This is a genomic window from Natronococcus sp. A-GB1 (genome assembly GCF_029688845.1).
Lineage (GTDB): Archaea > Halobacteriota > Halobacteria > Halobacteriales > Natrialbaceae > Natronococcus.
The window spans coordinates 130,643-145,728 of sequence record NZ_JARUKW010000001.1 but is presented as its reverse complement, the minus strand read 5'-3'; the positions used below and the strand labels follow the sequence as shown (position 1 = coordinate 145,728).

At 65.0% G+C, this 15,086-nt stretch carries 17 protein-coding genes and 1 tRNA gene; 7 read left to right on the top strand and 11 right to left on the bottom strand.

All coding sequences use genetic code 11. The annotated features are described in order from the left end of the window. Positions 1 to 128: 128 nt before the first annotated feature. A complete protein-coding gene (locus QA600_RS00715) occupies positions 129 to 542 on the bottom strand; it encodes an RNA-binding domain-containing protein (RefSeq protein ID WP_278290060.1) in 414 nt (137 codons plus the stop codon). Beyond that, positions 539 to 1,126, bottom strand: coding sequence for an AAA family ATPase (locus QA600_RS00710; RefSeq protein ID WP_278290059.1), 588 nt, complete (start codon positions 1,124 to 1,126; stop codon positions 539 to 541). The genes QA600_RS00715 and QA600_RS00710 overlap by 4 nt, the downstream gene beginning before the upstream one ends. A 418-nt stretch (positions 1,127 to 1,544) precedes the next feature. On the opposite strand from QA600_RS00710, the gene QA600_RS00705 reads away from it, so the two are divergent. The 3 genes from QA600_RS00705 (at position 1,545) to QA600_RS00695 (ending at position 3,927) form a co-directional block, all read left to right on the top strand. After that, a complete protein-coding gene (locus QA600_RS00705; RefSeq protein WP_345782000.1) occupies positions 1,545 to 1,919 on the top strand; it encodes a hypothetical protein in 375 nt (124 codons plus the stop codon). Between the two features lie 229 nt (positions 1,920 to 2,148). Next, positions 2,149 to 2,223: transfer RNA gene (locus QA600_RS00700), tRNA-Arg, on the top strand. A gap of 528 nt (positions 2,224 to 2,751) precedes the next feature. Beyond that, entirely contained in the window at positions 2,752 to 3,927 is a 1,176-nt protein-coding gene (locus QA600_RS00695; protein ID WP_278290057.1) for a C45 family peptidase, read from the top strand. Between the two features lie 40 nt (positions 3,928 to 3,967). Here QA600_RS00695 and QA600_RS00690 read toward each other — a convergent pair whose 3' ends face one another. Continuing rightward, positions 3,968 to 5,053 (bottom strand): glutamate--cysteine ligase, encoded by a 1,086-nt coding sequence (locus QA600_RS00690; protein ID WP_278290056.1) that lies wholly within the window; start codon positions 5,051 to 5,053, stop codon positions 3,968 to 3,970. 304 nt (positions 5,054 to 5,357) lie between these two features. On the opposite strand from QA600_RS00690, the gene QA600_RS00685 reads away from it, so the two are divergent. Then, entirely contained in the window at positions 5,358 to 5,852 is a 495-nt protein-coding gene (locus tag QA600_RS00685) for a hypothetical protein (RefSeq protein ID WP_278290055.1), read from the top strand. Positions 5,853 to 5,861: 9 nt separating this feature from the next. Here QA600_RS00685 and QA600_RS00680 read toward each other — a convergent pair whose 3' ends face one another. The 3 genes from QA600_RS00680 to QA600_RS00670 form a co-directional block, all read right to left on the bottom strand. Continuing rightward, a complete protein-coding gene (locus tag QA600_RS00680) occupies positions 5,862 to 6,275 on the bottom strand; it encodes a universal stress protein (protein ID WP_278290054.1) in 414 nt (137 codons plus the stop codon). 354 nt (positions 6,276 to 6,629) lie between these two features. After that, positions 6,630 to 7,721 carry an aminopeptidase gene (locus QA600_RS00675; RefSeq protein ID WP_278290053.1) on the bottom strand — a complete coding sequence of 364 codons (1,092 nt, stop codon included), beginning with the start codon at positions 7,719 to 7,721 and terminating at the stop codon, positions 6,630 to 6,632. 58 nt (positions 7,722 to 7,779) lie between these two features. Further along, entirely contained in the window at positions 7,780 to 7,977 is a 198-nt protein-coding gene (locus tag QA600_RS00670; protein ID WP_278290052.1) for a hypothetical protein, read from the bottom strand. An 86-nt stretch (positions 7,978 to 8,063) separates the two neighbouring features. On the opposite strand from QA600_RS00670, the gene QA600_RS00665 reads away from it, so the two are divergent. Beyond that, entirely contained in the window at positions 8,064 to 9,080 is a 1,017-nt protein-coding gene (locus QA600_RS00665; protein ID WP_278290051.1) for a low specificity L-threonine aldolase, read from the top strand. Position 9,081: 1 nt separating this feature from the next. Here the strand turns inward: QA600_RS00665 and QA600_RS00660 are convergent, their stop codons facing one another. The 3 genes from QA600_RS00660 to QA600_RS00650 form a co-directional block, all read right to left on the bottom strand. Next, positions 9,082 to 9,213, bottom strand: a complete 132-nt coding sequence (locus QA600_RS00660; protein ID WP_005554633.1) for a hypothetical protein — start codon at positions 9,211 to 9,213, stop codon at positions 9,082 to 9,084. Between the two features lie 308 nt (positions 9,214 to 9,521). Next, the gene (locus QA600_RS00655; RefSeq protein ID WP_278290050.1) at positions 9,522 to 10,037 is read right to left on the bottom strand and encodes a metallophosphoesterase; all 516 of its coding nucleotides are present in this window, start codon (positions 10,035 to 10,037) and stop codon (positions 9,522 to 9,524) included. 48 nt (positions 10,038 to 10,085) lie between these two features. Beyond that, positions 10,086 to 10,487 carry a hypothetical protein gene (locus QA600_RS00650; RefSeq protein ID WP_278290049.1) on the bottom strand — a complete coding sequence of 134 codons (402 nt, stop codon included), beginning with the start codon at positions 10,485 to 10,487 and terminating at the stop codon, positions 10,086 to 10,088. A 159-nt stretch (positions 10,488 to 10,646) separates the two neighbouring features. Between QA600_RS00650 and QA600_RS00645 the strand changes: the two genes are divergently transcribed. After that, a complete protein-coding gene (locus tag QA600_RS00645) occupies positions 10,647 to 12,821 on the top strand; it encodes an ATP-dependent DNA helicase (RefSeq protein WP_278290048.1) in 2,175 nt (724 codons plus the stop codon). Here QA600_RS00645 and QA600_RS00640 read toward each other — a convergent pair whose 3' ends face one another. Together QA600_RS00640 and QA600_RS00635 are read right to left on the bottom strand one after the other, a co-directional pair. Then, on the bottom strand, positions 12,822 to 13,166 hold the full coding sequence (locus QA600_RS00640; RefSeq protein WP_278290047.1) for a hypothetical protein: 345 nt from the start codon (positions 13,164 to 13,166) through the stop codon (positions 12,822 to 12,824). A gap of 65 nt (positions 13,167 to 13,231) precedes the next feature. Beyond that, a complete protein-coding gene (locus tag QA600_RS00635) occupies positions 13,232 to 13,732 on the bottom strand; it encodes a 2'-5' RNA ligase family protein (protein WP_278290046.1) in 501 nt (166 codons plus the stop codon). Between the two features lie 161 nt (positions 13,733 to 13,893). Here QA600_RS00635 and QA600_RS00630 point away from each other — a divergent pair, with 161 nt between their 5' ends. Continuing rightward, entirely contained in the window at positions 13,894 to 14,988 is a 1,095-nt protein-coding gene (locus QA600_RS00630) for a hypothetical protein (RefSeq protein WP_278290045.1), read from the top strand. The last annotated feature ends 98 nt before the right edge of the window (positions 14,989 to 15,086 follow it).

Genomic DNA, 15,086 nt, shown 5'->3' with positions numbered 1-15,086 from the left:
CTAGTAAACCGATCGTTTCCTTCCGGTCTCGTCGAGAGTCGACTGGACCTCGATCGGTATCTCCGAACCGGGTTCGCGTCGATCGAACGAACGAGACTCTGACCGTCCGAAACCGATCCGGTCTGCAGTCAGGCGTCGACGGGTCGGCCGTCCTCGGTCGGGGGAGCGATGTGGTCGACGTAGCTCTCCACGTCGGGTTCGTGGACGCGAACGCGGACGGCGATCTCGCCGAGTTCGTCCGGTTCGCCGACCGAGAAGTTGACCCGGTCCTCGAACGCCGCCTGCTTTTTCAACACGAACGAGAAGGCGTCGCCCGCTCGGTTCCCGAAGAACTCCCCGCGGGCGGTGTCCAAGATCTCCTGTCGGTGAAGTAGTTCGGAGAAGTGATCCAGCGAGTGGACTTCTCCCCTGATCTCGCCGAACTCCTCCTCGAGGTCGGCGTTCGGGAAGACGTTCGTAACGGCATCGGCGACGCGGCTGGTTACCTCGGTGTCGTACACTGGTGCGGTGATCTCGACGTCGACGCTGTAGATCTGGGTCATGACTGGTGGGGTTCGGTTTCCTGCTCGGCGCTCTCGCCCGCTTCCTCGCGGATGATCGTCCGGATTCGCTCGTGAAACGCCTCGAGCGAGTCGGTGTTCTCGATGACGACGTCGGCGCGGTCCATCGCGTCGTCCATCCCGAACCCGCGCTCGCGCTCGTCGCGTTTCTCGAGGGGTTCGCCGCCGTCGTTCGCGCCGGCGTCCCGTCCGCGTGCGTCGATACGTTCGGCTCGCACATCGAAGGGCGCTTCGATACTGACGAGTGTGAACGCGTCGCCGAACCGTTCCTCGAAGGTATCGACCTCGACGCCCGATCTGAGTCCGTCGACTAGTACGGCCTCGTGGTCCGCGAGGCGGTCGGCGATCATCGGCAGCGAGCGCTCGGCGATCGCCGCCGGGCCGTTCTCCTCGCGGAGTGCCCGGGCGACGCCCCCGTGGTCTTTCGCGGGATCCAATCCGCGGTCGGTCGTCTCCTGGCGGACGACGTCGCCCATCGTCACGACGGGAATCCCTTCCTCGCGCGCGACGGTGGCGGCCTCGCCCTTGCCGCTTCCGGGCAGTCCCACCGTTCCGATGACGTGCATCGGACGAACGTACCGTCGAGACGTGCATAAGGGCTGTGTTCGTCGCGAGCATCGATCGAAACCCGCAGTCGACCGCGGGCGCCGACCCCGGTTGCTGTGAAACAACCTCATTATGAACCGGTGTAGGTCGTCCGTTACGTCCCCCTCTCCCGGGAGCACAGCGGTTCTCGGAGGGAAAATACGGACCACAGGATGGCGAGTAGAGCCGGAACGACGACCGGTCGTGCTTTCAGTTGCGAAACAGCGGGCGTGTTCGCAACCGTTTATCGAGTCGAACTGGTCAGCGCAGAACTCATTTAAATCGAAACCAACCGTCGAAACGGAGTGTACCCGTTATTTACTAGCCCGGTCTTCGGAACAGACGCGTACTATGGCAAAACTCGATAGACGGAAATTCACGATGGCAGTCGGTGCTGGTATGGTTGCGGCAATTGCTGGCTGTGCCGATGACGAAGAGGACGACGACCTCGAGGACGATCCCGAAGAGAACGGGATGGACGACGAAAACGGCATGGACGACGAAAACGGCATGGATGACGAGGACGACGACCTCGAAGACGACGACGACGACGCCATGGATGACGAGGAGGACGACGACCTCGAAGACGACGACGACGCCATGGATGACGAGGAAGACGACGACCTCGAAGACGACGACGACGCCATGGACGACGACGACGCCATGGATGATGACGACGACGAGGACGACGACGGCGTCATGGATGACGACGAGGACGACGACGGCGTCATGGATGACGACGAGGAGGACGACGACGGTCTCGGGGACGACTAAATAGACTGACGCAGTGGGCTGACGTCAGTTTGGGTCTTTCCCTTTTCGACCTTCGACGCGCTCGAACCGATAGCCGCTCGTGTATCGCGAGTACCCGGCATGAGGTTCGATCGCCGGGAACCATGGTGTGTCACGACAGCGGGGCGACGTGGTGGTCGCTATCCGCACGCTTTTCACAGGCAGCCGAATCCCAACCGCTTATATCGCTCGATGGACGACTCGTACTCGAGGGCACGTAGCTCAGTCCGGAAAGAGCGTCGGACTTCTAATCCGACGGTCGTGGGTTCAAATCCCATCGTGCCCGTACAGCGAGCGAAGTGAGCGAACCGGCACGTGGGATTCGAATCAGGGAGCAGCGAAGCTGCGACCGTGGTTCAAATCCCATCGTGCCCGCTGATTCTACGACGATCGAACGAGGAGTGAATTACGAACCGGCAGCATCGAAGCCCGTCGATCGCAACGTCCGATTGGATCGTGTAGGGGTCGTAGCATCCTGCGGCGTGTCCGTAACCGCACAGTAGCACCAGTTGTATCATCGCGAACGATTTGATAACCGGATAAACTATACACAAATCCTAACTATATAGGGTTTCAGGCCGCTGGTCTCTCGAGGCGCCGATCGATATCGACTCCTCGACGATCCGGCTTTCCCGTTTCTCGGACCGAAGTAAACGTATGCTACCTGCGCGAACGGCGGACGACTGTCCGGGTTCGGCTCCGGTCGTGATCGCTGCGGGTAGCCCGGTTGACTCCTGCGACGCGCGTACCCGACTGACACCTCGATCGCCTGTGCAGGCAGCCGATACAACTCGCTCGAGTCGCTGTCACGGATATGAACGAACCGACCGCCGAGACGGTCACCGGCGCGGAGACGTTCGCCGAACAGGCTCGACGGCGCGCGGAAACCGAGCGGGAGGCCGTCGAGTGGGCCATCGACGAACTCGAATCCGAGATCGACGAGCAGGGGATCGAACTCGAGGCGCTGCTCGAGTACGCCCGGCGGAGCCGCGAGAGCCTGCCGGATCGCCACGACCGGGCCTACGAGGCGATGGCCGCGGCGTTCGACGTCGATCCGGCTGTCTACGAGGCGTACGTCTTCGCGTACTCGGAGCTCTGCGAGGAGCTGGCCGACGGGGAGGGGCGCTCCGAGAAGAACCCGAAGGGGTGTACGAACATGCTCGTCGCACCGCCGGATTCGGGGACGCCCGTCGGCGTCGATTCGGCATCCGGTGGACCGCTCGTCCTCAAGAACCGGGATATCGCGGGCCGAGGTGCCCGTCCGAAGTCGATCGTCGAGCAGCCGCCGATCGGCGACTACTACGGGTATCTGACGGTCGACACCTGTGGAACCATCTCCATCTTCAAGGGAGTCAACGATCGGGGACTGGTCGCGGCGAACACCTACATCGACAGCAAGCGAGACGACGTCGATCCTGAGAACCAGCTCCGCAACGGAACCGTCATCCGGATCGTGCTAGAGGAGTGTGCCACCGTCGAGGAAGCTCGGTCGCTGCTCGAGTCCATCCCGACCCGTCAGCTGTGCGGACAAACGCTGTTTCTCGCCGACGACACCAATGCCGTCTTGCTCGAGATCGATCCGGCTGCCGAGCGGATCGCCGTCGACGACGCGCCCGTCGTCGCGCGAACGAACCACTTCGTGCTGTCGTCGTCGACCGAGACCGAAAGTTCAATCAGGCGGCGACGCAGGACACTGTCGCTGCTCGAGGGAAGTGGATATCCAGACAGAGACGAGCTGTGGACGGTCGCACAGGATCACGAGAACGGCCCCGGTGACAAGTCGATCTGTCGGCATCCGGAACCCGAAGCGGACGAACCGCACGCCTTCGGCCAACTGACGACGGCGAGTGCGGCCGTCTTCGAGGGCGGCTCGCCGGAGATTGAAGTCGCGATGGGGAACCCCTGTACGGGACAACGGACGCGATGGTCGTTCGGTGACGAGATCCCGGCCGATCTTCGAACCGGACGGCGGTGGCTCGAGCAACGGTAGCGATCGGCTGTTGACGGCCTGAGGCCGGCAAAATAGTCGTTCAGGCGCGAACGCGTGACTGATCGAGATCGATCTCGAGTTGCTTCGCGGCTTCGAGCCGCAGTCGCTTTGCCCGGCGTTTCGTTATCCGCGAGTCGGGTAGTCGATCCGCGAGCGGATCGTACTCCTCGGGGGAGAACCCTAGCTTCCGCAGGTAGCGTCGTACGCTCGAGCTCTCGGGTCCGTCGTGGATCGCGGCGTCGGTGACCGTTTCGACGGTTTCGAATTTGGGGAGGGGTATCTCCTCGTCGGTAGCGTCGGCCGACGGCTCGGCATCGGCGACGGCGGTTCCGCGGGCATCCGCGTGGGTGACGATCGATCGAACCGCCTCGGTTAGTTGAAGCACCTGACTCGGCAGAGCCGCGTCCGGCGATCGCCACTCGACCGTCGGCATCGCCTTCCGCAACCGAACGGGGGTCCAGACCGCCTCGTACGGATCGAACTCGGAATCGAACTCGTCCGGCTCGACGCCGCGCTCGAGGGCGCGCTCGCGGAACGTCTCGTAGGCGTCCTCGAGGTGTTGTTCCCACTCGGCGACGCCGTCGACGTAGGGCCAGAGCTGACCCTGCTCCGGACAGGCGTCGTAACACGAACGCCGGTAGAGGTAGGGGCGTGCACACGCGGCGATCCGCTCGCCGCGGTAGTGCGACGAACTGTTGACGAGGGCGAACGCAGGGTCGATCGCCGTCAGGGCGTTGAGCTGATCGGCGACGTTCGACTGCTCGAAGTGCATGTGCGTTCCGGCACAGACGCGAGCGTCGTCGAACGTCGGTCCCACGATCCGACGCTGGAGGTCGGTCCCTCGCTTCTCGCGGTACGGTATCTCAGCCGGCGAGGCGTACAGCGGGGTCGCCAGCGGAACGAGTCGCTTGTCTTGTGCGCGTGCCGCGTCGACGACGCGCTCGATCCGATCGAGGAACTCCTCGCGGAGTTCGGTCATCGACGTACACGGGGTGGTCTTGATCTCGAGCATCGGCTCGACGAATTCGGGGTCGATCCCCTCCGCGACATCGAGCAGTGTTCCGGGTGGAACCAGGTCACCGTCGTCGTCGATGACCCAGTACTCCACCTCGAGGCTGGTTTTCATAGGGGTGTTCTCCGTTGAGTTGCGGTCGTTTGGCCCTCGGACGGGCTGTCGTCGGGCCGGCGCTGCGGTCGGACGCGGTCCGTCGAACCGTCGGACGGCGTCCTTTTTTCTCTCCGGATGCCAGTCTAAGCCAGTCCGTCGTGAACCGCTTGAGCCTGCATATCAAAGGAAATCACACCCTTTCTGGACCGAATCTGCGCCACGATACAGAGAAAGCTCGAGTGCGAGCCGCCGCTCTCGGCGATGGTCGCCCGCCCCTGAACGTTGGGTCGGAGCTTATTCGCTCTCGGCTCCTTTTGCCAGTATGGCTGGTGGCGGGACGACCAGGCGGAGACTACTTTCGACGCTCGGTACTGCCGGGGCGGTCCTCGCGGCCGGCTGCGTCGGATCCGACGAGGAAGCGGAAGACGACGGCAACGAGCCGATCGTCGACGAGGCCGAAACGCTCGAGAACGACACCCATCCCGACGTGTGGCGAAACGTCGACGAGATCCGCCTCGACGCCTACGTCGGTGGCTGGGTCGGGGTCGAACCCGCCCACATCGACCGCGTCGAGAACCCGACGCTGGTGTTGTCCGAGGGTCGATCCTACGAGATTACCGTCGAGAACCGGGACAACGTGAAACACAATCTGGCGATCTGGGACCGGGCCGACGAACGCATCGGGGAGTACGCCACCGACATCGTCGCCGACACCGGAGCGACCGAGACGCTCGCGTTTACTGCGACCGACGAGATGGCGACCTACATCTGCGAGCATCAGCCCGGGATTCAACTCGGCGATCTCAAGGTCGTCTGAGCCCTCGGGTCAGCGAACCACGGTTACCGGAACCGGCGCGCGGCGGACGATCTTCTCGGCGACGCTGCCCAGCAGGACTCGAGAGACGCCCTCTCGGCCGTGGCTGCCGATAATAATGTGGTCGACGTCGTGCTCCTCTGCGAACTCGACGACCTCGCGCTCGGGTTTCCCGACGGCGGTCTCGATCCGAAACTCGATGTCGGCGGTGTCGAGCGGTTCTGTGACGTCCTCGAGGGAGCTCGAGGCCTCCTCTTCCCGATCGCGGAGCGCTTCCTGCAGGAGGTTGATTCCGGCCTCGGTCGAGCCGCTCGCGGCTTCGACGACGCGAAGCAGAACGATCTCCTCGTCGGCGTGGGAGTCGAACGCGTACTCTACGGCCTTCTGTGCCGACGCCGAACCGTCGTATGCGACGAGTACTGCCATACGCTACTCTACCCAGTTCCGAACCATAAGCGCGATGCACGATCCGTGTCGTCGGTCCCCGATCCAGCTCCGTCTTCGTACGGGGAGCTTCCCGGCGAGTCAGCCGGAGTACCGTTTCGACTCGAGGCGACTGACGCGGCTCACGCCGCTCGTTACGATCTACTCCTCGAAGCCGTTTCCACGGTTCGCGATGCTCACCGTTCCGCTTCGAGGTCTTCGCTACGCTCAGACCTCGCCTTCCTCGCGGGTCGCGGTGCTCACCGCTCGGTATTTCGGCGTTTTCGCTGCCGCTCAAACGCCGCCGTCTCCACGGCTCGCGATGCTCGCCGTTCCGCTTCGAGGTCTTCGCTACGCTCAGACCTCGCCTTCCTCAAACCGGAAGGTGCCATCGCGCTGGACGACCTCGCCGTCGATCTCGATCACCGAATTTTCGCTCATGTCGACGATCATGTCGACGTGGACGGCAGACTCGTTGGCTTCGTTGCCCTCGCCGACGGTATCGTCGTAGGCCCGGCCGACCGCCATGTGGACCGTATCGCCCATCTTCTCGTCGAACAGCATGTTGTACGTGAATCGATCGATGTCGCGGTTCATCCCGATGCCGAGCTCGCCAAGCCGCCGGGCGCCGTCGTCGGTCTCGAGGACGTTCGTCAGCACGTCTTCGTTTTTCGCCGCCGAGTGCGAGACGACCTCGCCGCCCTCGAATTCGAGGTAGACGTCCGTGATCTCCCGACCCTGGTGGTACAGCGGCATGTCGAACAGCACCTCGCCCTCCACGGTGTCGGGCTGGGGTGCGGTGAAGACCTCGCCGCCGGGGAGGTTGTGCTCGCCGTGGTCGTTGATCGTCGGGTTGCCGTCGATCGACATCGTGACGTCGGTCGTCTCGCCGCTTTTGATGCGGATCTCCTCGCCGGCGTCCATCAGTTCGACCATGTTCGCCTGGTGTTCGCGCTGGGCTTCCCAGTCCTTGTTGACGGCGTCCCAGACAAACCCCTCGTAGGCCTCGGTGCTCATCTCGGCGAGCTGGGCGTTCGCGGGCGCCGGGAACTGCGTGAGACACCACCGGGTCGACAGGCGCTCCTCGAGGATCGGCTGGTGGGCCTGCCGGTGGGCCGCCTGCGTCTCGGGATCGACGTCGCTGCTCTGGGTGACGTTGTCGCTGGCTCGAATCGCGATGTAGACGTCGGTGTTTTCGATGAGCGCGAGTTCGTGTTCCGGCGTGTCGAACTCGTCGTCGGCCGCGCGGAGATAGGCGCGCTGTTGGCGTTTACCGGTTCGCTGACTGGTCGTTACGGGATTCGCTCCGCGGTCGCCGATCACCTCGTGAAGAGCGACGACCAGGTCCTCGGCGACGGGGTGTGCGTCGACGACGACGTTGTCGCCCTCCTGGAGATCGACGGAGTGGTTCGCGATGATCTCGGCGTGCTCGCGGATGCGTGAGTCCATGTGTCACGACTCTCGTCGCTTCGGAATACCGTTTTCGAATCGAAATCCTCCGTGGAGTTCACTCCCCTCGATTCGCGAGGAAGATTCCGAGGTAGATCGAGGTGACCGCGCAGGCGATCCCCAGCAGAAAGGCGAGCGTGAACGGCGACTCGAGCGAGAAGGCAGCCGCCTCGCCCGTCGCCCAGCCGACGAATCCGGTCACGACGAGTACGACGGCGGCGAGCCGAAGGACGGTGATGAGTTGCCGTGCGTTCATGGCGGACGATAGCGGACCGCCGGTACATATTTTGTCACCGACTCGGGAACGGCGGCTATTTGACGGCCCGCCGGTTACCGAATCGCATGATCGATCTGCGCTCGGACACCGTGACGAAACCCGACGACGAGATGCGGGACGCAGCCGCCGCGGCCGAGGTCGGTGACGACGTCTACCGCGAGGATCCGACGGTAAACGACCTCGAGGCTCGTGCCGCCGAACGGGTCGGGAAGGAGGCAGCCCTCTACGTGCCGACGGGAACGATGGGCAACCAGATTGCCGCGCGGGTTCACACCGAGCGCGGCCAGGAGGTGCTCGCCGACCGAAAAAGTCACGTCGTGAAGTACGAACTCGGCGGGCTCGCCCAGCTGGCGGGACTACAGGTGCGGATGCTCGACGCCGACCCGCGGGGCGTACCGACACCCGAACAGATCGACGCGAGCTACGTCGCGGAGGACCTCCACCGTCCGGGGACGGGCCTGCTCTGTCTCGAGAACACCCACAACGCTCGCGGCGGGCTCGCGATCGAGCCGGAGAAGATCGAAGCCGCGGCCGACGGTGCTCACGATCGCGACGTTCCGGTCCACGTCGACGGCGCGCGGCTGTTCAACGCCGCGACAGCACTGGACGTCCCCGTCACCGACCTCACCGATCCCGTCGACTCGGTCATGTTCTGTCTCTCGAAGGGGCTCGGCGCTCCGGTCGGCTCGATGCTCGCGGGCTCCGAGGAGTTTATCGAACGAGCCCGTCGGGTCCGCAAGCTGTTCGGGGGCGGGATGCGCCAGGCCGGGATCGTCGCCGCGCCCGGGCTGCAGGCCCTCGAGAACGTCGGGGATCTCGAGACGGACCACGAGAACGCTCGCCTGCTGGCGGACGGACTCGACGAGATCGGGGGGCTGGAGGTACAGGGGCCGGAGACGAACATCGTCCTCGTCGACGTCTCGGCCCTCGGCCTGACAAGCGAGGACGCCCTCGAGCGACTGGGCAACGAGGTTCGGGCGTCGGCGTTCGGCGAGACCACGCTCCGGTTCTGTACGCATCGCTGTCTCTCGCGGAACGACGTCGAAAACGCTGTCGAGCTGGTCGCCGAGCGCCTCGAGTAGCCTAGCGCCCCTCCATCCCGTCGCGGAACTCGAGGATCGTCCGGCGCAACAGCAGGTAGGTGAAGAAGATCAGCGCAAGCAGGATCAGAACGATCGCGATGATGACCGGATCGTCGGGGACGAGACTAACCATATCCGAGCGGTACAGCATCGGCCCGCAAAACCGTTTCGACGTTTTGTTACTTATACGATAAAATCGAATTAAAGATAGCTAAAACCGCGCTTTCAGCTTGCATCGACTATATTGGACAGCGGTCCGTAGCGACGGTAGGCCTCGGTGCCCGATCGTCTGCCCGTCGGTCCGAGGCCGCTCCGGCCGGCTTCCCTCCGTCGTGCCGGAGGCCCGTTTGGCGGCTCGCTGGACCGCCGAGCGGGCGATTCGCGGGGGTCGCGGCGCGGTCCCGCTGGCGCCGGTCACTCGTCCGCGATCCTCTTTCGTTCTCACCGCCGAGTCGCGACACTGACGGTCTCGAGAACGGTTCCGTCCGGCTCCCGAATCTCGCCCGAAAGCTCGTCGCCGTCGCGCTCGAGCACGGCAAACCCTGGCCGGTTACCACGGGGCTGGACGTGGCTGCCGGGGTTGAGCAGGACAATGTCGTCGGTTTCGACCACGGTCGGTCGGTGGCTGTGTCCCGAGACGACGACGTCGGCGTCCCGCGACCGACCGAACATCGCTAGCCCGGTTGCGCCGCCCTCCCGACGGTGCGTGACGGCGAAACGAACCCCCTCGGCCTCGACCGTACGCGCCGTCGGCAGGCGCTCCCGAACCGCCGCACTGTCGGCGTTGCCGTGGACGGCGAACAGCCGATCGCACTCGGCGCGGAACGCCTCGAGCGCCGCCGTGCTGGTGAAGTCGCCGGCGTGGATCACCGTCTCGGCGTTCCGGGCGGCCTCGAGGGCTTTGCCCTCGAGTTCGTGGCCGTCGCTGCTGTGGGTGTCCGAGAAGATCGCGATCATGGCCGGGGTTCGGCCGCGGAGGGTAACGTCCCTTTCGCCTTCCGTCGTTCAGCTCTCGCCCGTCCCGTCGTAGATCGCTACGATCGTCGATCCCGACGGGCGATCGCCCAGCGTCGCCGACACCGTCGTCGCCTCGAGATCGACCGTCGACTCGAGGCGCTCCCAGCCGTCGTCGGTCTCGACGGCGATCCCGACATCGGTCGGGCTCGCCCCTGGAGGTAGCGCCGAGGGGTCGTAAACGAGTTCGATCCGGAACGCATCGACGGCCCGCAGCTCTGCGAGGCCGACGAACTCGACGGCATCCGCGAGCGCGGTCGCCGTCGGATCGCGGCCGCTACGCTCGAGGCCGAACTCGTCGGGGACGACGCCCGCGACGACCTCGGCGCGAGCGCCTGCGCGTTCGAGAGCGAGCTCGACGACGTTGCCGGAATCGTAACCGGGGATGGCCATACTCGAGGCGAAGCCCTCGAGGGGTATGGCCCTGTAGCGCGCGCACGCCGGCTGTGGGTACGTCTACCAGGGGACGGCCACAATCGGTGTCGCCGATTCCGAAGCGGCCGCCGGGATCGGAGACGAATCCTTTTATCGAAGCGGGAACCACTCACTACCGTGTCCGAGACAGCCGGGTACATGCGATTCTTCCCGTACGAGCAACCCTACGAGAACCAGCGCGAGGCGATGGACCGGATCTACAACGCGCTGGTCCGGGACCAGGACGTGCTGTTCGAGGGTGCCTGCGGGACCGGCAAGACCCTCTCTTCGCTGGTTCCGGCCCTCGAGGTCGCCCGCGAGCAGGACAAGACCGTCGTCATCACGACCAACGTCCACCAGCAGATGCGTCAGTTCGTCGCCGAAGCCCGGGAGATCACCAGCGAGGAGGCGATTCAGGCGATCGTGTTCAAGGGTAAGGGGTCGATGTGCCACATCGACGTCGGCTACGAGGAGTGTCAGACCCTGCGGGACAACACCCGGGCCGTGGTCGACGCCGAGCGCGACCGCGAACAGTTAGCGCGCCGCCAGCGCGAGCTGCTCGCCGAGAGCCAGGAGGGAAGCGACGGCTCCGCGGCGGACGCTCGCAGCGCGGTCATGGACGAACTCGAGAACGTCGAGGACCGCCTCGAGGAGTTGGAGGAACAGAACGTCTGTGACTACTACCGGAACAACCTCACGGCGGATACCGACGACTTCTTCGCCTGGCTGTTCGACGACGTCCGCACGCCCGACGAGATCTACGAGTACGCCGAGAAGCGCGATTTCTGTGGCTACGAGCTCCTCAAAGAGGGGATCGAGGGCGTCGATCTGGTCGTCTGTAACTACCACCACCTGCTCGACTCGACGATCCGAGAACAGTTCTTCCGCTGGCTCGGCCGCGAGCCCGAGGACGTCATCGCCGTCTTCGACGAGGCCCACAACGTCGAGGACGCGGCCCGCGAGCACGCCACCCGCACCTGCTCGGAGCGCACCTTCGACTCGGCGCTGGACGAACTCGCCGACAGCGACGACCCCCGGGCCGAGGACGCGACCAACGTCCTCTCGGCGTTTCACCGCGCGTTAGTCGAGACCTACGAGGACTCGTTCGAGTTCGGCGAACGCGAGCGGATCGGCGAGAACTGGACGGACGTCCCGATCGCAAACGAGGATCGGCGCGACGAGCTCACCCTCGAGTTCCTCCAGCGGTATTCGGGACAGGGGATCGACGACGACCTCGAGGCCGCAATGACGCTGGGTCAGGAGCTCGACGAGGAGTACGAGGAGGCGTACCGAGAGGGTGAGACGGCCACCCGGACGGAGTGTCAGACCCTGCAGGCGGCCGGCTTCGTCAGCGCGTGGATGGACGAGGGGACGAAGGAAGGCCTCTACCCCGTCGTCTCGGTCACTCGAGACGCCGGCACCGACGAGATCTACGGCCGCGCGGAGCTGTACACCTGCCTCCCTCGCCAGGTCACCGGGCGGCTGTTCGAGGAGGTCTCCGCCACGATCCTGATGAGCGCAACGCTCCAACCGTTCGACGTCACCGAGGACGTGCTGGGACTCGAGGAGCCGATCTCGATGGCCTACGGGCTCGAGTTCCCAAGCGAACACCGCCGCACGTACGCCGTCGAGACGCCGCCGCTGTTTTCGTCCGACAGGGACGACCCCGCGGTCCAGGAGCAGGTCGCGGGGACGATCGACGACGCGGTCCGGATGACGGCCGGCAACACGCTCGCCTTCTTCCCGAACTACGGCGAGGCCGAACGGTACGCAGACCGCCTCGAGCGCCGCGAGTCGGCGACGGTCTACCTCGACGAGCCCGGCGTCGCCGTCGAGGAGCTCCGGCGGGAGTTCGTCGACGACGACGACGCCGTCCTCTGTACCTCGCTGTGGGGAACTCTCGCCGAGGGCGTGAGCTTCGATGGCGACGACGCGCGGACCGTACTGGTCGTCGGCGTCCCCTACCCGCACCTCGACGACCGGGCCGACGCGGTTCAGGAGGCCTACGACGCCGCCTTCGAGGGAACCGACACCGGCTGGCGCTACGCCGTCGAGATCCCAACAGTCCGCAAGACCCGCCAGGCGCTCGGTCGGGTGCTCCGTTCGCCCGAGGACATCGCCGTCCGCGCGCTGCTGGATCGGCGCTACTCGAGGGACGCGAAGTCCGATCTGGGCAAGTACAGCGTCAACGGGACCTTCCCTCACGAGGAACGCGAGGAGCTGATCGACATCGAGCCCTCGAAGCTCAAGTTCGCGATGCGGAACTTCTACGGGGACCACGCCGCCTACGACGGCGACCCGCCCGCCCCCTGATTACTTTCGGTCGAGTGTCACGTGGGCGGCGCCGTTCGTCACGGTGACGACGTGGTCGCCGCTCTCCTCGACTTCCACGTCGAAGCTCCCGCTTTCGGAGACCGAGCGGGCCTCGAGCGGCCCCTCGCCGATCTTCGCGACCTGGACGCTGACCGCGTCCCCGTTCTCGACCCGTTCGACGTCGATCTCGACCGCGAACTCGTCGCCCTCGTCGGCGCTGAACTCTGCGGTGTGTTCGTCCTCGAGCGTCTCGTCGATCTCGTCGTCGCCCACGAGGTCGGTCGCGGCCGAACAGCCTGCGACCGAGACGGCGGCGGCGACGCCGAGAAGTGACCGTCGGTACATGCTCTACTACCTTCGTACAGTATTATATGTGCTTTCTGGGAGGAAAAACCCCACCGGACGGCGGACTACGCCGACAGCACGACCCGGCTCACCGGAACCCCGTCCGTCCCGTCCCGGAACTCGAGTTCGCCGACGGTCCACTCGACCGGCTCGATCTCACGGTCGGCCAGCCGTCTCGCAGTCGGTTCGTCGCCCCCGCGGGCCAGGGTGACGTGGGGGACGTAGTCCTCGCCCTCGAGCCCCGCGACGGTGCCGAACTCCTCGACGAGGCGGGCGTGGATCGCCTCGAGCCCGGGGCTGTCGACGGCGAGGTAGACGACCGGAGCCGACCCCAGTGGCGGATCGGCGAAGAAGTCGATTCCGGTGACGCGAGCCTCGACCGGGGAGATCCCCTCGAGGACGCGGTGGGTGCGGTGTTGGAGCTGAGTGACGTGGTCGGCCTCGCCGAGGCGCTTGAGCAGACAGGAGTGATCCTCGCGAACGATATCGAATCCGATCAGCTCGGGGTAGAGGGCGTCCGCGAGTTCGCGGACGCGCCCGGGGACCGGGACGGTGACGCTGTACACGTTCTCGCGAGTACGGACGATCGCCCTATGAGTGTGGCGTTCGACGGCTCAGCCGTCGTCCCGTGGCCGTTTCCGTCCCTCGTACTCGGGAGTGACGGCGGGACGGATGTTGCCGCCGTCGTCGGAAAGACCTATTTAGGCGGCTCTACCATCTTCTCGTAATGGATGTGCGGGGGCTCCGAGCCCTAGTGGTGCTCGTGGTGGTCGGATGCCTGCTCGTTCCGATGCCCGCCTCGGCCGTGGTGGCGGCCGACGGTGACGCCGGATCCCAACAGCAGGTGCTCCAGCAGACTGACGACGGATTGCAGTTCGACGACGCTGACGAGATCCACATCGACGCTGATATCTACGAGAACGGGTCGGCGACGTTCACCGTTGACTACCGATTCCCGATAAACACCGAGAACGAGTCGATCGAAGAGTGGGAACTCCTCCAGGACGATATTGAGTCGAACCCCGAGGAGTACATCGAACGGGAGGCCGAGGGCTGGAACGAGGTCGCCGCCGACGGTGAGAACGCGACGGACCGGGAGATGGAGATCTCGAACTTCACCGTGACGACCGACGAAAGTACCGCGCCACGGGATCTGGCCCACGTGAAGTACGAGTTCGAGTGGTCGTCGTTCGCCCACGTCGAACTCAACCGCATCGAGGCCGGTGACGCGCTGTCCGGGTTCACGCTGGTCGACGACACGACGCTCCAGTTCTTCTGGCCGGATACCTACTCCGCGTACGAGATCGATCCGGACTCGGACGACAGGGGGGACGGATCGGTCTTCTGGGACGGCGGTGACACCGAGTTCGCCGACGATCAACCGCGAGTCGTTCTGATCGAGGACACCGAATCCACCGGTGAGCCGACCGAGGCCGAGGAGGGGCTGGCGATGCCCTGGCTGGCAGTTTTCGGTGCCCTCGGTGCGCTCGCGCTGGCCGGCGTCGCCGGCTGGTGGTACCGGTACGGACAGGGATCGGACTCCGAGAGCGTCGATCCGGTAGAGCAGTCGGAACCGACCGCTGCTGCCCAACCGACCGGTCCGCCTGCGGAGCTGTTGAGCAACGAGGAGCGAGTGTTACAGCTGGTCGAGGACCGTGGCGGACGGATCAAACAACAGGAAGTCGTGGCCGAACTCGACTGGACGGAGGCCAAGACCAGCCAGGTCGTCGGCGGACTTCGAGAGGACGACGAGATCGAGGTCTTCCGCATCGGCCGTGAGAACGTTCTCGCGCTCCCCGACGAGGATATCGACGAGGAGTAGCCGGACCGCCACAATACTTGCCTGCCGAGTAGGATTTAAGAGGACTCGTTTTCATAGGGAGACCTAATGAGCGGCTCCGCCGATAGCTCGGTACCCCT

What these genes read in the sequence shown, in the direction of transcription:
- QA600_RS00715 (WP_278290060.1), bottom strand. Translation starts at nt 542, where the DNA reads ATGACCCAGATCTACAGCGTCGACGTCGAGATCACCGCACCAGTGTAC.
- QA600_RS00710 (WP_278290059.1), bottom strand. Translation starts at nt 1,126, where the DNA reads ATGCACGTCATCGGAACGGTGGGACTGCCCGGAAGCGGCAAGGGCGAG.
- QA600_RS00705 (WP_345782000.1), top strand. Translation starts at nt 1,545, where the DNA reads ATGGTTGCGGCAATTGCTGGCTGTGCCGATGACGAAGAGGACGACGAC.
- QA600_RS00695 (WP_278290057.1), top strand. Translation starts at nt 2,752, where the DNA reads ATGAACGAACCGACCGCCGAGACGGTCACCGGCGCGGAGACGTTCGCC.
- QA600_RS00690 (WP_278290056.1), bottom strand. Translation starts at nt 5,053, where the DNA reads ATGAAAACCAGCCTCGAGGTGGAGTACTGGGTCATCGACGACGACGGT.
- QA600_RS00685 (WP_278290055.1), top strand. Translation starts at nt 5,358, where the DNA reads ATGGCTGGTGGCGGGACGACCAGGCGGAGACTACTTTCGACGCTCGGT.
- QA600_RS00680 (WP_278290054.1), bottom strand. Translation starts at nt 6,275, where the DNA reads ATGGCAGTACTCGTCGCATACGACGGTTCGGCGTCGGCACAGAAGGCC.
- QA600_RS00675 (WP_278290053.1), bottom strand. Translation starts at nt 7,721, where the DNA reads ATGGACTCACGCATCCGCGAGCACGCCGAGATCATCGCGAACCACTCC.
- QA600_RS00670 (WP_278290052.1), bottom strand. Translation starts at nt 7,977, where the DNA reads ATGAACGCACGGCAACTCATCACCGTCCTTCGGCTCGCCGCCGTCGTA.
- QA600_RS00665 (WP_278290051.1), top strand. Translation starts at nt 8,064, where the DNA reads ATGATCGATCTGCGCTCGGACACCGTGACGAAACCCGACGACGAGATG.
- QA600_RS00660 (WP_005554633.1), bottom strand. Translation starts at nt 9,213, where the DNA reads ATGGTTAGTCTCGTCCCCGACGATCCGGTCATCATCGCGATCGTTCTG.
- QA600_RS00655 (WP_278290050.1), bottom strand. Translation starts at nt 10,037, where the DNA reads ATGATCGCGATCTTCTCGGACACCCACAGCAGCGACGGCCACGAACTC.
- QA600_RS00650 (WP_278290049.1), bottom strand. Translation starts at nt 10,487, where the DNA reads ATGGCCATCCCCGGTTACGATTCCGGCAACGTCGTCGAGCTCGCTCTC.
- QA600_RS00640 (WP_278290047.1), bottom strand. Translation starts at nt 13,166, where the DNA reads ATGTACCGACGGTCACTTCTCGGCGTCGCCGCCGCCGTCTCGGTCGCA.
- QA600_RS00630 (WP_278290045.1), top strand. Translation starts at nt 13,894, where the DNA reads ATGGATGTGCGGGGGCTCCGAGCCCTAGTGGTGCTCGTGGTGGTCGGA.